The sequence below is a fragment of the Agrobacterium sp. NPDC058088 genome (genome assembly GCF_042885035.1).
GTDB lineage: Bacteria > Pseudomonadota > Alphaproteobacteria > Rhizobiales > Rhizobiaceae > Agrobacterium.
This window is the reverse complement of sequence record NZ_JBHVSU010000001.1, coordinates 296,567-310,613: the sequence shown is the minus strand read 5'-3', so window position 1 is coordinate 310,613 and position 14,047 is coordinate 296,567. Positions and strand designations below refer to the sequence as shown.

15 protein-coding genes are annotated in these 14,047 nt (G+C 58.3%); 6 read left to right on the top strand and 9 right to left on the bottom strand.

The features are described from left to right. The first annotated feature begins 191 nt into the window (after positions 1-191). Both ACFVTJ_RS01550 and ACFVTJ_RS01545 read left to right on the top strand, forming a co-directional pair. Positions 192-782: a HupE/UreJ family protein gene (locus tag ACFVTJ_RS01550; RefSeq protein ID WP_386904033.1), complete on the top strand. Its 591-nt coding sequence runs from the start codon at positions 192-194 to the stop codon at positions 780-782. Positions 783-882: 100 nt separating this feature from the next. Next, on the top strand, positions 883-1,635 hold the full coding sequence (locus ACFVTJ_RS01545; protein WP_386904031.1) for a DUF2076 domain-containing protein: 753 nt from the start codon (positions 883-885) through the stop codon (positions 1,633-1,635). 25 nt (positions 1,636-1,660) lie between these two features. On the opposite strand, the gene queF is transcribed toward ACFVTJ_RS01545, so the two are convergent. The 4 genes from queF to ACFVTJ_RS01525 all read right to left on the bottom strand — a co-directional run bounded on the left by queF (position 1,661) and on the right by ACFVTJ_RS01525 (position 4,774). Next, positions 1,661-2,125: a preQ(1) synthase gene (gene queF, locus ACFVTJ_RS01540; RefSeq protein WP_004430149.1), complete on the bottom strand. Its 465-nt coding sequence runs from the start codon at positions 2,123-2,125 to the stop codon at positions 1,661-1,663. Between the two features lie 17 nt (positions 2,126-2,142). Beyond that, positions 2,143-3,045 carry a cation diffusion facilitator family transporter gene (locus ACFVTJ_RS01535; protein ID WP_386904028.1) on the bottom strand — a complete coding sequence of 301 codons (903 nt, stop codon included), beginning with the start codon at positions 3,043-3,045 and terminating at the stop codon, positions 2,143-2,145. A 153-nt stretch (positions 3,046-3,198) separates the two neighbouring features. After that, positions 3,199-3,600, bottom strand: a complete 402-nt coding sequence (locus ACFVTJ_RS01530) for a glyoxalase superfamily protein (RefSeq protein WP_386904026.1) — start codon at positions 3,598-3,600, stop codon at positions 3,199-3,201. Positions 3,601-3,667: 67 nt separating this feature from the next. Continuing rightward, positions 3,668-4,774, bottom strand: a complete 1,107-nt coding sequence (locus ACFVTJ_RS01525) for a branched-chain amino acid ABC transporter substrate-binding protein (RefSeq protein WP_386904024.1) — start codon at positions 4,772-4,774, stop codon at positions 3,668-3,670. A 285-nt stretch (positions 4,775-5,059) separates the two neighbouring features. Between ACFVTJ_RS01525 and ACFVTJ_RS01520 the strand changes: the two genes are divergently transcribed. Further along, the gene (locus tag ACFVTJ_RS01520) at positions 5,060-6,235 is read left to right on the top strand and encodes a DUF3095 domain-containing protein (RefSeq protein ID WP_386904023.1); all 1,176 of its coding nucleotides are present in this window, start codon (positions 5,060-5,062) and stop codon (positions 6,233-6,235) included. Positions 6,236-6,354: 119 nt separating this feature from the next. On the opposite strand, the gene ACFVTJ_RS01515 is transcribed toward ACFVTJ_RS01520, so the two are convergent. The 4 genes from ACFVTJ_RS01515 to ACFVTJ_RS01500 form a co-directional block, all read right to left on the bottom strand. Further along, entirely contained in the window at positions 6,355-6,675 is a 321-nt protein-coding gene (locus ACFVTJ_RS01515) for a helix-turn-helix transcriptional regulator (RefSeq protein ID WP_006314636.1), read from the bottom strand. Positions 6,676-7,218: 543 nt separating this feature from the next. Next, positions 7,219-8,265 (bottom strand): choline ABC transporter ATP-binding protein, encoded by a 1,047-nt coding sequence (choV, locus tag ACFVTJ_RS01510; protein WP_386904020.1) that lies wholly within the window; start codon positions 8,263-8,265, stop codon positions 7,219-7,221. Next, on the bottom strand, positions 8,262-9,113 hold the full coding sequence (choW, locus tag ACFVTJ_RS01505) for a choline ABC transporter permease subunit (RefSeq protein ID WP_035240066.1): 852 nt from the start codon (positions 9,111-9,113) through the stop codon (positions 8,262-8,264). The genes choV and choW overlap by 4 nt, the downstream gene beginning before the upstream one ends. A gap of 288 nt (positions 9,114-9,401) precedes the next feature. After that, on the bottom strand, positions 9,402-10,304 hold the full coding sequence (locus ACFVTJ_RS01500) for a choline ABC transporter substrate-binding protein (protein WP_386905235.1): 903 nt from the start codon (positions 10,302-10,304) through the stop codon (positions 9,402-9,404). Between the two features lie 377 nt (positions 10,305-10,681). Between ACFVTJ_RS01500 and ACFVTJ_RS01495 the strand changes: the two genes are divergently transcribed. From ACFVTJ_RS01495 to ACFVTJ_RS01485, 3 genes are all read left to right on the top strand, one after another. Continuing rightward, positions 10,682-11,263 (top strand): thymidine kinase, encoded by a 582-nt coding sequence (locus ACFVTJ_RS01495; protein WP_386904018.1) that lies wholly within the window; start codon positions 10,682-10,684, stop codon positions 11,261-11,263. A 112-nt stretch (positions 11,264-11,375) separates the two neighbouring features. Further along, complete coding sequence (locus ACFVTJ_RS01490; protein WP_386904017.1) at positions 11,376-11,828, top strand: pseudoazurin; 453 nt, start codon at positions 11,376-11,378, stop codon at positions 11,826-11,828. A 237-nt stretch (positions 11,829-12,065) separates the two neighbouring features. Continuing rightward, positions 12,066-13,223: a DUF2333 family protein gene (locus tag ACFVTJ_RS01485; RefSeq protein ID WP_386904015.1), complete on the top strand. Its 1,158-nt coding sequence runs from the start codon at positions 12,066-12,068 to the stop codon at positions 13,221-13,223. 26 nt (positions 13,224-13,249) lie between these two features. Here the strand turns inward: ACFVTJ_RS01485 and ACFVTJ_RS01480 are convergent, their stop codons facing one another. Beyond that, a complete protein-coding gene (locus ACFVTJ_RS01480) occupies positions 13,250-13,966 on the bottom strand; it encodes a helix-turn-helix transcriptional regulator (protein ID WP_386904013.1) in 717 nt (238 codons plus the stop codon). Between the last annotated feature and the right edge of the window lie 81 nt (positions 13,967-14,047).

Below are 14,047 nucleotides of genomic sequence, written 5' to 3'. Positions count from 1 at the left end.
AGTGCGACTTGTTACGTAAGGCAATGAGCAAAAAAGACAAGGTTCGCGCCCGAACAATAAACAGCACCCCCGGCAGATGACGCATGGACAGCTCGTTCGTCTTCGCGATATCGTCAGCGTCTCATTGCAGTACCGCACGCTGCGGGAACCCCAAGATACCCGGTAGGCGGCGATAATCTTAAGAGGGACCCATGCTGAAAAGACTAAGCCTTGCCGCTGCGGCACTCGGCCTTACCACTCTGCCCGCTTTTGCGCATTTGAACCCGGAAGAACACGGCTCCTTCATGGCCGGCGTATCCCACCCCTTCTTCGGCGCAGACCATATTCTGGCGATGGTGGCCGTCGGCATCTGGGCCTCACAGATCGCCTTTGCCCGCAACGACCGCACGGCGCTGTGGATCGTCCCCGCCGCCTTTGTCGGCACCATGGCGGTCGGCTTCTTGATGGCGGTTTACGGCATCGACCTTCCCTTCGTCGAACCCGCCATTCTCGCCTCCGTCATTGGCCTTGGGCTGCTGGTCGCGATGGCGGCAAGGCTCCCCACGGCAGCGGCGGCAGCCGTCGTTGGCGCCTTCGCCCTTTTTCACGGCCACGCCCATGGCGGTGAACTCGGCAGCGCCGGCGCCCTGCAATTCGGCGTTGGCTTCCTGATCGCCACCGCCATCCTGCATGCCGCCGGCATCGCGCTTGGTCTTGGCATCGCCCGCTTCGGCTCGGTCGCCAGCCGCACGGTCGGTGCCCTCACGGCGATTGCGGGCCTCTCTCTTGCTTTTGGCGGTTGAGTATCATTACCGAAATTTAAAATTCGGACCGCTTTGAAAAGCCAGAATTGTAGCCTACCTCCTTATCGTGGATTTACGCTTCACGGTAAGGAGGCAGCATATGTCACCGGAAGAAAGCCAGCTTCTCAAAGGCCTGTTCGAAAGAACCAAGGCCGCATCCTCTACCCCGCGTGACCGCGAGGCGGAAACTTTGATCGCAGACGCCGTGCGCGATCAGCCAGCAGCTCCCTATTATCTCGCTCAGGCGGTGATCGTACAGGAGAAGGGTCTGGAAGCGGCGGCAGCTCATATAAAGCAGCTCGAAGAGCGCATCCACGCATTGGAAAGCGCCAACCCGGCCCCTCAGGCCGCAGCGCAGGGCGGCTTTCTCAGTTCCATCTTCGGAACCGGCCAGCCGCAGCCACCAGCCCCGACACCTGCACCCGCTGCTGCTGCGCCAGCCTCGTGGCGCAACGATACCGCTGGCCAGACGGCCGGTCCGTGGGGATCGCAGGCAGCCCAGCAGCAGCCCGGTGGACCGTGGGGTCAGCAGCCGGCAGCAGTCGGCCGGTCTGGCGGCGGTTTCCTGCAAGGTGCGCTTGGCACCGCGGCAGGCGTTGCAGGCGGTATGCTGCTTGCGAATTCGCTGAGCGGCATCTTCGGCAGCCACATGTCGTCGCTCGGCCTCGGCTCGCCTTTCGGCGGCAATAGCGGCACTGGCAATGCGCCGGTCGAAGAAACGGTCATCAACAACTATTATGGTGACAGCTCAAACTCGCAGGATAACAATGACGACGATATCCAGCAGGCCGATTACGACGACAGCGCCGACGACGCTGATTTCGATTCAGGCGACGATAGCTCGTTCGCCTGAGCTTTTTATCACCTAAAGAGCCGGATCAGCCGCGGCCGCGATAAGTGGCAACGCCCTGATCCGGCAGCCATACGCCCTCGGGCGCCGGTCCAGTCTGCCAGAAGACATCGATCGGAATGCCACCGCGCGGATACCAGTAGGCGCCGATACGCAGCCACTTCGGCTGCAGCAATTCCACCAGCCGCTTGGCGATATAGACCGAGCAATCCTCGTGGAATGCGCCATGGTTGCGGAAGGACTGCAGGAACAGCTTCAGCGACTTCGATTCCACCAGAAAATCGCCGGGAATATAATCGATGACGATATGGGCGAAATCCGGCTGGCCGGTCATCGGGCAAAGAGAGGTGAACTCGGGCGCGGTAAAGCGCACGACATAATCGGTGCCGGCATTGCCGTTCGGCACTTTTTCAAGAACGGCCTTTTCCGGGCTCTCTGGCGTATCGACCTTCGTGCCCAGCTGCGACAGGCCGGAAACATCCGTCACGGACATGGAAAACTCCTGACTATTTATACAATGACTTTGACGCCATGCGCCATTTCGCCCTCAGGCTCGACGTGAATGGCAAGGCTGGCACCCGGTATGACGTCCCTTATGGCATCTTCAAGGCGGTCGCAAATATCATGCGCCTCGCGTACCGTCATGATGGCAGGAACGACGACGTGAAAATCGATGAAGGCGGCCGAACCGGCACGGCGGGTTCTAAGATCATGCACGCCGATGACGCCACCGGAATGTTCGGCAATTGCCTTCTTGATCGCCTCGTCTTCCTCCGGCTCCACCGCCCGGTCCATCAGCCCACCAAGCGAATGCAGGATGACCTTCGATCCCTGAAACAGGATGTTGATGGCAACCAATACGGCGAGCAGCGGATCGAGAATGGCGTAACCCGTCAGAAGCGCCAGAACTAGACCGACAAGAACACCCGCCGAGGTGACGACATCTGACATGATGTGATGGCCATCTGCCGCAAGTGCCGGTGAAGAATGTTGTTTGCCGACGCGGATGAGGATTGTCGCCCACACCGCATTGATGACACCAGCCGCGGCATTGATCGCAAGACCTAGCGCCGGTGCTTCCGGCAATCTCGGACTAAACAAGGCCCCCCATGCCTCCTGCACGATCAGGAGAGCGGCAACGACAATCAGCACGCCTTCCACGACAGCGGAAATATACTCCGCCTTGTGATGGCCGAACTGGTGGTCGTCATCTGCGGGCTTCTGCGCATAACGAATGACGAAATAGGCGATAAATGCCGCGACCACGTTGACGGTCGATTCCAGACCGTCCGATAGCAGCGCGACGGAGCCTGTGACCCACCAGGCGACAAGTTTAAGACCCAGTACGCCGAAAGAAAGCGGGATGCCCCAGAACGCAAGCTTCCTGACCAGCGCGTTGCCTTCAGTGTTCATTTTCTGCCCCCGTGCGGATGCGAACGAATTGCATCATCAAGTGCCAAAACGCACGAACCGCGCGCACGGGGTTCCCGTGCGCGCGGTTCGCTATTCGCGCGTTCTATCGTTCAAAGGAAGGGAAAGGTCAAGAGCCGCAGCGCCCGATAGGACTTACGACCGGATTTTCTGTTCGCAGAAACGGATGCGATTGCCGAAGGGGTCGGTCACTTCCATCACGTCACCCCAGGGCAGTTCCTCGACACCCGGCTTCATATAACGATAGTCCTTCGCCGCCAGTTCATGCTGAAAGGCGCGAACGCCGTGCATGGTGACGAAGATATTAGAGCCCGGTGTCGCATCGCCATGATGGCCGCTGAGATGAAGGCCTAATCCCGCCCGGGAAACTTGCATATAGAGCGGGAAATTTTCACCGAAGCGATGTTCCCAATCCACAGTGAAGCCTAGAAAATCGATATAGAACTCGCGCGCCTTGCCCTCGTCAAACGTTCTGACGATAGGAAATATCTTCTCGAAGCCAAAATTCCCGTCCACGCGCTCCCCGGCATCGGTCATGCTGCATCGATCCTTTTCGGGCCTGAAAATGAAACCGGCCGCAACGGGTGCGGCCGGTACCATCAGCTTATTCGGCTGCGACGATCTTGCCGTCCTGCCACTTGAACAGCGAGAAGGCCTGCGAAGTCAGGTCGCCGCTTTCGCCATAGGTAACCTTGCCGATTGCCGTCGGGAAAGCGTCGCCGCTCTTCAGTGCAGTGGCGACCGCTTCGGAATCCTTGGCGCTTCCGGCCTTTTCGATACCGGCCTTCAGAACTTCAACCGCAGCGTATGCATTGAGCGTGAAGGCTTCCGCCGGAATGTTGGCAGCCTTCAGCGCCTCGGCAGCAGCCTTGGAATCGTCGTTCTTCAGCGCGTCGGAAGCGTTGGTGAAGATCGTGCCTTCCCCAGCCTGCGAACCAATGTTCCAGAACTCGCTGTTGGAAAGGCCATCACCACCGATAACGGCAGTCTTGGCGCCGACATCCTTCAACTGACGCACCAGAAGACCTGCTTCCGGATGGTAACCGCCGAAGTAGACGATATCGACATTCTCCGACTTCAGGCGGGTGGTCAGCGCACCCAGGTCCTTTTCGCCAGGCGTCAGCGCATCGTAGAGTACCTCGGTGACGCCGCCGGCATTCAGCGTGGTCTTGAAGGCATCTGCCAGACCCTTGCCGTAAGCACCCTTGTCATGGATGATGGCGATCTTCTTGTCCTTGAGGTTGGCAAGAACGTATTTCGCCGCAACCTCGGCCTGCTGGTCGTCACGACCGCAGGTGCGGAAGACGTTAGACAGGCCACGGTTGGTGAGGCCGGGTGCGGTTGCCGTCGGCGTCACCATCAGGACACCGTTTTCGGCAAAGACGTCCGAGGCCGGAATGGCAACGCCCGAGGTAACGGGACCGACGACGAAATGAATGCCTTCGGCAACGAGCTGGTTGGCTGCTGAAACGCCCTGCTTGGGTTCGCCGCCATCATCGGCAAGCTTCAACACGACCTGTTCGCCGAGTATGCCGCCCTTTTTGTTGATTTCATTGACTGCCGTCTGGGCGCCATTCTTGACCTGGTCGCCATAAGCGGCAACTGGGCCGGTGAGCGGCGCAATCAGACCGATGACGATTTCGGCATGAGCAAGAGGTGCAAATGCGAAGGACGCGGCGAGCGTCACGCTGGTCAATGTCTTCAGTTTCATCCTGGTGTCTCCTTGGAAATGGGGCCTTGCCCCGATGAGCGCCATGGGCGTAAACCGAATGAAACTATCGGACGCCTCCCGGCGAAAACTCGTTCCATATTTGAATTCCGAGCCTTCCACTCAACTCATACGGAAGGTTTGATGATTTATGCAAGTCACCTTTGCTGGATTAGGTCTATTCGCAGTAAATCAATCGTCAGACCGGCTTGGATTGCCCGTTCGAAACGGACAAATTCGCCTCGCCTAAATGCTTGGCGTTTGGCTGCTGCTGGGGGATAATACGCCATGATCGCAGCAGACGAAGAGTTTCTGACGGGCCTGCCCGTCTTCCGGCATTTTGAAGACGTGGCCGACCCGGCGCTTTACCGCGCCCTGCCGCCGGGTTGGGGGTTGGCCATTGCCGATATCGTTGATTCGACCGCAGCAATCGGCACCGGCCGCTACAAGGCCGTCAACATGGCGGGTGCCGCGGTCATATCAGGCTTATCAAACAGCCTCGGCCGTCACGACCTGCCATTCGTCTTCGGTGGCGATGGTGCCGCCGTTGCCGTACCGCCCTACGGCCTGTCTGTGGCGCGCACCGCCCTTTCGAATGTACAGCGCTGGGTGAAGGACGACCTCGACCTTGCGATGCGCGTGGCGCTGGTTCCCGTCGAGGATATTCGCCAGAATGGTTTCGATATTCGCGTCGCCCGCTTTCAGGCAAGTGAGAATGTTTCCTACGCCATGTTTTCGGGCGGCGGCAACAGCTGGGCAGAAGCCCGGATGAAGGAGGGGCAATATGCCCTGCCCACAGCGGAAGCGGGTGAGCGCCCCGACCTGACAGGACTGTCCTGTCGCTGGAATCCCATTCCGGCGTCCCATGGCAAGGTGGTGTCGATCATCGCCGTGCCGGGGCCGTCGCGGGACATGCCGGCATTCCGCCAACTGGTGATCGATCTCGTCGATCTCGCCGAGCAGGATGCAAGGCACGGCCACCCCGTGCCCGAAGATGGGCCGAAACTCGGTTTCGTGCGCGAGGGTCTTGGCCTCGAGGCCCGGGCCGGCGCTGCCTATCACGATGTCTGGGGCAAGACACGCCGTTCGCTACGCATTCTCGGCGAAAGCCTACTCGTCAACTTTCTTGGCGCCACGGGACTATCGCTCGGACGTTTCAGCGCCGCGCATTACCGGCGCTCGGTCGCGAGCAACACCGATTTCAGAAAATTCGATGACGGCCTCAAGATGACGGTGGATATCGACACCGCGCGGCTCGAAAAAATTCGCGCAAGGCTGGAAAGGGATCGTCTCGCGGGCAGCTGCTATTACGGCCTGCACGAGCAGGATGCCGCCTTGATGACCTGTATCGTGCCCTCTCCACTTTCGCGGGATCACATGCATTTTGTAGACGGTGCGGATGGGGGATACGCCGCTGCGGCAAGCCGCCTGAAGGCGCAAGTGCAGGCCACTGCGGCGAACTGAAAACACCTCAACGCCCCATCAGGAAGCTCACGAGCGCAAAAGGCCGCTTCAATAAAAAAAACCGGCGTCACGCGCCGGTTTTTACTTCAGTCTCATTGCCCGGGCTAGATGGGCCCACGTTAAGCCGCTGTCTTGCTGCTCTTCTGCGCCTGGCAGTAGATGTCCTCGAGTGAAGCGAGGATTTTCTTCACGGATTCGGAGTTGCTCGAATAATAGATGGTCTGCGCATCCCGTCGTGTCTTTACCAGTCGCTGGGCACGCAATTTCGACAAATGCTGCGAAAGAGCGGACTGACTAAGACCAACCTGTGAAGCGAGAACACCAACAGGCACTTCCGTATCCACCAGCGTGCACAAGATCATCAGGCGCTTAGGGTTCGCCATAGCTGAGAGCAAGTCTGCAGCTGCGATGCTATGTTCCGACAGAGATTGATTATCCATACGCTCAAGTCTCCTGATGACAGTCGAAGAGACGGTCATGGTGGCTATTATAGGTGTTCTAAAGGTGTTTTTATAATTCGGACGATACGTTGTATATACCTAAATCTTGCTTATATCGCGTCCCTTCCAAAGACTATTCTTGACCGCTTATTTACTTAATAAATTGTGATTAATTTTTCGGCGTTCTGCCTGATTTTATGAAAAAAATAATAAAAACATGTATTAGAAATAGTATTTATAAGAAATTGGAGATTAAAACTAAAGCACCCCAATCTTAACGCCTGACGCCGGGTTCCGGCTCAACAATCTATTACCACCTTAAATTTAATAACGAACCAAAGAATCTGTTTTAACATTGCGCAATTTTTGCCAAGTTTGCAATATGATTTTTATTCGTAATTATTTTAATGCATAACTTGTGATATTTAAAAATATTCTTTGCCACCGTGGGAAGCCTCAGCTTGTGTTGCAAGGATTTTGCCACAAAAGAAAAAGGGCTTCCAAGATGGAAGCCCTCTGCTTTTGTTCAAAATGGGCGAATCACTATTTCTTCCGGTGACGCGTCAGCCCCGCCACGACTTCATCCGCCGAAATCGTACCGACGATCGCGCCATTATCGACAACGCCGATCGCGCCGGCGTGTTTTGATAGCGCGTCGAGAATATCGATCAATGGCGACGAAGGAAGGGCTGTGGCGGCAACGGCCAGGCGGCCGCTCTGTTCATCCACGCCCCGTTTCATCACATCCGCGGCAGTCAGCATGGAGATCGGGTTCATGTTCTGCACGAAATCCGCGACATAGGGCGTCGCCGGCTGTTTGACGATCTGCTGCGGGGTACCGCACTGGATGATGCGCCCGCCCTCCATCATCGCGATGCGGTTGCCGATGCGGAAGGCCTCGTCGAGATCATGACTGACGAAGAGAATGGTTTTCTTCAGCCGGCTCTGGAATTCCAGGAGTTCGTCCTGCAGGCGGCTTCTGATGAGGGGATCAAGCGCCGAGAACGGCTCGTCCATCAAAAGAATAGGCGCGCCGGTAGCGAACGCCCGGGCCAGCCCCACGCGCTGCTGCATGCCGCCGGAAAGCTCTCCCACCTTGCGGTCTGCCCAGGCGGAAAGGTTTACCAGCTCGAGCTGCTCGGCCACCATGCGCTTGCGCTCGGCTTCCGGCACACCGGACAGTTCGAGCCCGAAGCCAACATTGTCTGCAACGTTGCGCCAGGGCAGAAGGCCGAATTGCTGGAAGACCATGGACACCGTGTGCATGCGCAGGTCACGCAGCGCTTTCGCCGTCGAACGATAGGAATCGACGTAGCCGGACTTGGTCTTCACGCTGACACTGCCGCGCACGACGGGCGCAAGCCCGTTGACAGCCCTGAGCAGGGTCGACTTGCCCGAGCCGGAAAGCCCCATCAGCACGAGTATCTCGCCCTCGCTCACGGTCAGCGATGCGTTGGCGACACCCAGAACCAGTCCGGTTTCGGTATTGATTTCATCACGCGTGCTGCCCTTGTCGATCAGCGGCAGCGCCGCGTCGGGCCTGTCGCCGAAAACAATATCGACATTTCCAAAGATGATGGCGTCGCTCATAGGTCATCCTCCGCGCCGGGAAGCCGGAAAAGCCGGTCGAGAACGATCGCCAACACGACGATGCAAAGTCCTGCCTCGAAGCCCATGGCGATATTGACGGTGTTCAGGGCGCGCACAACGGGCACGCCGAGACCATTGGCGCCGACGAGTGCGGAAATGACCACCATCGACAGCGATAGCATGATCGTCTGGGTCAGGCCGGCCATGATCTGCGGCGCTGCGAACGGGAGCTCCACCTTGCGCAGCACCTGCGATGGCGTCGCACCGAAGGCGACAGCCGCCTCCACCAGTGCCGGCGGCGTCGAGACAATACCGAGACGTGTGAGCCGCACCGGGGCGGGAATGGCAAAGATGACTGTGGCGATGAGCCCCGGAACCATGCCGAGGCCGAACAGCACCAGCGCCGGAATGAGATAGACGAAGGTGGGAATGGTCTGCATCAGATCGAGCACCGGGCGCATGCCGGCATAGATCCACTTGCGCCGCGCCGCCAATATGCCGAGCGGTATGCCGATGATCATACACACGGCGCTCGCAGCGATCACCAGGGCCAACGTTTCCGTCGTCGCTTTCCAGTAACCGAGATTGATGATGAGCAACAGGCCGAGTGCGGTGAAGACCGGCATGCCGACCGAGCGGCGCGTCCAGGCCGAAAGCGCCGTCAAGATGGCGACGATGACCAGCGGATGCGGCGCCTGCAAGACATAAAGCAGGGCGTTGATGACGCTTTGGAAAATGAAAGAAAGCCAATCGAAGAAAAAAGCGAGATTGCCGGTTAGCCAGTCAATGGCCTCCTTGGCATATCGACCGACAGGCAGGCGGTTTTCAGGAGCGCTGAGCCATTCCACGGTAAGAAAAGACCTTTCGTGAACTAGAACAATTCCAGCAAAATTGCAGAGCGGTTTTGCGTCCGGAATTGCGCAGACAACAAAGAAGCGGAGAATTCCGGTGATCACGTATCACCGAAATTGATCCAATACAGAAACGACGGCCGGCAGCATACCTGCCGGGCGCGGCGCAGATACATGGCCTTCGATGCGAGGAAATTCGCGGACAAGGTCATGCATGGGCATCGTATTTCCCACTGCATCCGGCCTGACGCGCAGGCCGGGTGCAGTCATGCATCATCTTGCGGCTTAAAGGCCGAGAGCCTTCTTGACGGTCGGCAGGGCGTCGGCGCTGCCGTCCTTGGTCTTGACGTTGGCGAGCCAAGGCTCGATCGCCGCCGGATTGGCCTTCAGCCAGGCGGTTGCCGCCGCCTCGCCTTCAAGGCCGTCATTCAGGATCTTGCCCATGATCTCGTTTTCCATGGGCAGGGAAAATTGCAGGTTCTTGAGCAGGGTGCCGACATTGGCACATTCTCCGACGTAACCCTTGCGAACATTTGTGTAGATCGTCGCACCACCGAAATTCGGACCGAACACGTCGTCACCGCCCGTGAGATAGGTCAGCTTGAAATTCGTGTTCATCGGGTGCGGTTCCCAGCCGAGGAAAACGATCGGCTCGCCGGCCTTATCGGCACGCGCGACCTGCGCCAGCATGCCCTGCTCGGATGATTCCACGACCTGGAAATCCTTGAGGCCGAAAGTATCCTTGGACACCATGTCGAGGATCAGGCGGTTGCCGTCATTGCCGGGTTCGATGCCGTAGATCTTGCCACCAAGGTCAGCGCTGTGGGCGGCGATATCCTTGAAATCTTTGATGCCGAGTTCGGCACCCTTGGCATTGGTCGCCAGCGTGTACTTGGCGCCGGTCAGATTTTCACGCAGCACTTCGACCGATTTGTCGGCGCGGTAAGGCGCAAGATCGCCCTCCATGGTCGGCATCCAGTTGCCGAGGAAGACGTCGATATTGTTGTTTTTCAACGATGTATAGGTAACAGGCACGGAAAGAAGCTTGACGTCGGTTTCATAGCCAAGGCTTTTCAGAAGCACGGTGGCGGTCGCCGTCGTGGCGGTGATGTCGGTCCAGCCGACATCAGAAAAGCGCACCGTGCCGCAGCTTGCCGGTTCGGCGGCACTGGCCACGCTGAACGTCATGGAGGAGATTGCTGCGGCAAGCGCCAGACAGCGACTTCTATTTGCAAACATTGTTTGCTCCCTTTTTTTCGTTCCCTTGCCATTATCAATATCTTCCGGTCACAATCAACTCGCGTGCATTTGCGTGCTTTGGCCCCTCGTTTGCGACAAATCGTGAGAATAACGCCTTTTCACCGACGCGATCCGTTAAAAAGGTAGGTTGCCGAAATCTGTGTTTTTCCCTTGATGGCACTTTTCAACCCGCCTTTCCGCCGTCAAAAGACGCGGCATGTGGCATCGACGCAAAACGAGAATCGCTTTTGTGGGGCGCGATGTGCCGTTTAATAGGTTGAAGCATTGCGAAGCGTCCACAGACACGAGGCGCTCCGGGAGTGGATATGGCAAAACTCTATTTCAATTATTCGACGATGAATGCCGGTAAATCGACAATGCTCTTGCAGGCGTCCTATAACTATCAGGAACGCGGCATGCGCACGCTGATCTTTACGGCCGCCTTTGACGACCGGGCCGGCGTCGGCCGTGTTGCCTCGCGTATCGGCCTGTCCTCCGAAGCCCGGACCTTTGATGAAAATACTGACCTGTTTGCCGAGGTGGCGGCATTGCACGCAGAGGCGCCTGTCGCCTGCGTTTTCATCGATGAGGCTAATTTCCTCTCCGAGCATCATGTCTGGCAGCTTGCCAATATTGCCGACCGGCTGAACATTCCGGTCATGACCTATGGCTTGCGGACGGATTTTCAGGGCAAGCTTTTTCCCGCTTCGAAGGAACTGCTCGCCATTGCCGACGAGCTTCGCGAAATCCGCACCATCTGCCATTGCGGCCGCAAGGCGACGATGGTGGCCCGCTTCGACAGCGACGGAAAGGTCGTGACGGAAGGCGCCCAGATCGAGGTCGGCGGCAACGGAAAATACGTTTCCTTCTGCCGCCGCCACTGGGTGGAGACGTTTAACTGCAGCTGATCCGCTGCGTCCGGTTGCCGCATTTGATTTTTCGCAAAGATGGCTTGCCCGCTCCTGCTCTAAGACGACGGCGACACATTCGCGTGGATGTGCTTTCTCTCAGGAGCAAAATATGCAGAACAGAACTGCCAAATTCGCCGGCCTCGCCATCGTCGCAGCTCTTTGCGCTTTTCCCGCCTTTTCCGCCGAAATCGAAGTGAAGATGCTCAACAAGGGCAGCGATGGTCAGGCGATGGTCTTTGAGCCTGCAACCGTCAAGGCCGCCGTCGGCGACGTCATCACTTTCGTGCCGGTCGACAAGGGCCATGATGCGGCGGCCGTGAAGGACATGATCCCCGAGGGCGTTGCCGAGTTCAAAGGCAAAATGAACGAAGCGGTCAAAGTGACAGTCGAGAAGGAAGGCGCTTACGTCGTCAAATGCACCCCGCATCTCGGCATGGGCATGATCGCGCTCGTGGTCGTCGGCGATACGACACCGGCCAATCTGGACGCCGTCAAAAATGGCAAGCTGCCGAAAAAGGCACGCGACCGGCTGAACGAGGAGATCGCAAAGCTCGGCCTCTAAGCTCATATTGCCTCTGTCCCGCGCCGTCCCGTTGCTTAGGCATCATGGAAATGCCGCAACGGCCGGCGCGGACCGCAGGTTGAGAAAAGTTTCGCAATCATGTTGTATCCCGATTGGCCGGGACATATCTGGAAGACAGCAAATGGCCGCGGTTTACACGAAGCGCCGAAGGGTGCGGCCGGACCGAAGTTTCTTCTTCCGGCATCCAGCCCCAAGGGCAGAGGAGACGATGACGACATGATCGACCGGATAACCGCTTGGATTCAGGCAGCCTTCAGCGCCATCGGCAGGGCCGCCGGTCTTCTCGTCGCCTGGCTTTTGTGGCCCTTCATGGCCGCCCATGGCTGGTACAGCGGCCGTAACTGGCTCATCAAGGGTCCGATCGCTCTCGTTCTCATCCTGCTGGCCGGTTTCTACGGATATTTCGTCTGGCAAACGCAGGTCTGGACGAATTTCGATCCGGATTACATTTCCCGCTACAAACTTGCAGAACGCACCGTGCCGCCCGGACAGGAATTGCCGACCGCAACCCCGGCCGCCGCCGCCGGCGCGACCGGCGTTGCCGCAAACACTTCCGCACCCGTGTGCCAGCGCTCGGCCATCGTGGATGCCGCCGTTGACCTTACCGACTTCAACGTTAACCAGAACGCATGGATTTCCTCCATGCTGCTCTATCGCCTCGGCCTCTTTGGCATGGATTGGGACAGCACGCCGTTTCTCGACAACAAGGCGTCGTTTCAGCGCGGCGTAAACCAGGCGGTGCGCCGCACCTCGGTGGAGCTGGTGGATACGCTCGGACGCGTGCGCGGAACCTCCGGCATCAACAACAATCTCCAGGAAGCGCGTGGCAACATGCAGTTCAGCGAATATTCCTGGTATTTCGGCCTCGATCCCTTCGGCCCGAAGACACCGACACCCAGCTATTACCGCGCCGCTATCCGCAGCTTCCAGGCCTTCAACGGCGAGCTTACCGCCTGCAAGGCCGTCTTCGATACCCGCGCCGACAACCTGATCCAGTTCATCGACCGTATTGCCGGCGATATCGGCTCCACGTCTGCAATTCTGCGCGAACGTTCGGAAAATTATAATGGCGGCTGGTTCGACACCCGCGCCGACGACCGTTTCTGGTTTGCCTATGGCCAGCTTTACGGTTATTACGGCGTGCTTTCGGCCGCCGGATCAGACTTCTCGCAGGTCATCCGCGAGCGTAACCTGACCAATCTGTGGAACGACACGCTGTCGCAGACACGCGCCGCGCTACGCATCCAGCCGGCCATCATCTCCAACGGCGAGGAAAGTGGCTGGATCATGCCTTCCCACCTTGCCACCATGGGATTCTACGTTCTGCGGGTGCGCTCTAACCTCGTCGAGCTTCGCTCGGTTCTCGACCGGTAAAAGTAAGCCGGCCCGTTGCGGCCGGCTTACTCTATCAGCCGCAGACGTATGGTTTTGGCCACCAGCTGCGTGCGGTTGACACAGTCGAGCTTGCGCATGGCGTTGTTCATGTAGGTATTGACGGTGTGCTCCGAGATGGAGAGGAGCTCGGCAATCTCCACCGAGGTTTTCCCCTGCGCCGTCCAACGCACCACATCAAGCTCCCGTTTCGTCAAAGGCGACGGCCCTCTTGAACCGACGTGGCAAAGGCGGTCATAGGCTTCCAGCGCGTGTACCGCGATCATGCATAGTTCATTCAGCGATGCCTGCGGCAGGGCATCGCGGTCGCCTGCGAAATTCATCAGATGCCGGTTTCCGGACATGCCATTCACCGGCACCATGAGACCGGAGGTGATGCCCATGCTGCCCACCGATTCTATCGCATCCACCAGCGACCCACAGGCGATGTCCGGGTCTTCCAGCGACCAATATTGCGGCATCATCGATGAGGCGCCACGCTTTATGACGGGGCAGTCCCCGAGCGCACTATCCTTGCTCATCGCATTCACGACCCAGACCGGCAGGGTGCTTTCAACGACCACCGGCAAGGCAAAGGCGTTCGGTCCGCCCGGTAACCTCAAGAGGGTCACATGGGCATAACCAAACGCATGCATCACCTCCTGCAGCGCCTCCAGCCACTGGGATTTGTCGGTGGCGCCCGACAGATCCCGGCATAATCTGGCCTGGCGCTCCGTCTTCACCATTCACGCACCGTCGTCATACCGGGCTGGCCGGAGCGAGGAACACGTAAGCGGATCAGACGGAGGGCGACCTTCATAACGAGC

Coding starts and splice junctions, on each gene's coding strand:
- ACFVTJ_RS01550 (WP_386904033.1), top strand. CDS start 192: ATGCTGAAAAGACTAAGCCTTGCCGCTGCGGCACTCGGCCTTACCACT.
- ACFVTJ_RS01545 (WP_386904031.1), top strand. CDS start 883: ATGTCACCGGAAGAAAGCCAGCTTCTCAAAGGCCTGTTCGAAAGAACC.
- queF (WP_004430149.1), bottom strand. CDS start 2,125: ATGTCCGTGACGGATGTTTCCGGCCTGTCGCAGCTGGGCACGAAGGTC.
- ACFVTJ_RS01535 (WP_386904028.1), bottom strand. CDS start 3,045: ATGAACACTGAAGGCAACGCGCTGGTCAGGAAGCTTGCGTTCTGGGGC.
- ACFVTJ_RS01530 (WP_386904026.1), bottom strand. CDS start 3,600: ATGACCGATGCCGGGGAGCGCGTGGACGGGAATTTTGGCTTCGAGAAG.
- ACFVTJ_RS01525 (WP_386904024.1), bottom strand. CDS start 4,774: ATGAAACTGAAGACATTGACCAGCGTGACGCTCGCCGCGTCCTTCGCA.
- ACFVTJ_RS01520 (WP_386904023.1), top strand. CDS start 5,060: ATGATCGCAGCAGACGAAGAGTTTCTGACGGGCCTGCCCGTCTTCCGG.
- ACFVTJ_RS01515 (WP_006314636.1), bottom strand. CDS start 6,675: ATGGATAATCAATCTCTGTCGGAACATAGCATCGCAGCTGCAGACTTG.
- choV (WP_386904020.1), bottom strand. CDS start 8,265: ATGAGCGACGCCATCATCTTTGGAAATGTCGATATTGTTTTCGGCGAC.
- ACFVTJ_RS01500 (WP_386905235.1), bottom strand. CDS start 10,304: ATGACGTTCAGCGTGGCCAGTGCCGCCGAACCGGCAAGCTGCGGCACG.
- ACFVTJ_RS01495 (WP_386904018.1), top strand. CDS start 10,682: ATGGCAAAACTCTATTTCAATTATTCGACGATGAATGCCGGTAAATCG.
- ACFVTJ_RS01490 (WP_386904017.1), top strand. CDS start 11,376: ATGCAGAACAGAACTGCCAAATTCGCCGGCCTCGCCATCGTCGCAGCT.
- ACFVTJ_RS01485 (WP_386904015.1), top strand. CDS start 12,066: ATGATCGACCGGATAACCGCTTGGATTCAGGCAGCCTTCAGCGCCATC.
- ACFVTJ_RS01480 (WP_386904013.1), bottom strand. CDS start 13,966: ATGGTGAAGACGGAGCGCCAGGCCAGATTATGCCGGGATCTGTCGGGC.